Origin of the sequence: Pseudomonas sp. PNPG3, from assembly GCF_023093815.1 — a bacterium.
Classification (GTDB): Bacteria; Pseudomonadota; Gammaproteobacteria; order Pseudomonadales; family Pseudomonadaceae; genus Aquipseudomonas; species Aquipseudomonas asiatica.
In genome coordinates this window covers 1-262 of the sequence record NZ_JALLKV010000251.1, presented here as the reverse complement: position 1 = coordinate 262, position 262 = coordinate 1, and the positions used below count along the sequence as shown (strand labels likewise).

Here is a 262-nt window from a genome sequence, read left to right as displayed (position 1 = left end):
CACACCGCCCAACCCACTCCTTCGTCTCGGCGGCCAGCCGATCGTGCTCACGGCCGTGGCGCTGCTGCTGCTGATCGCGGGCGTCACCTCAATTGCCATCTGGCGCGCCTATACCGGCGCCGCGCCGGAAACCGAGCGGGCGGTGACATCGCGGCAGCTCCAGGCCCGCACAGCCCAGGCCTCCGAGCAGCTGGTCGAGAAAACCAAGGGGCTGGAGGCGACCCAGCAGGAATCCATCGACCAGCTCCAGGTCGTGCAGGAC

At 69.1% G+C, this 262-nt stretch carries 1 protein-coding gene; it reads left to right on the top strand.

The annotated features are described in order from the left end of the window. A partial coding sequence (locus tag MJ643_RS30925; protein WP_247727343.1) for a hypothetical protein occupies window positions 1–262 on the top strand: 262 nt, incomplete at both ends.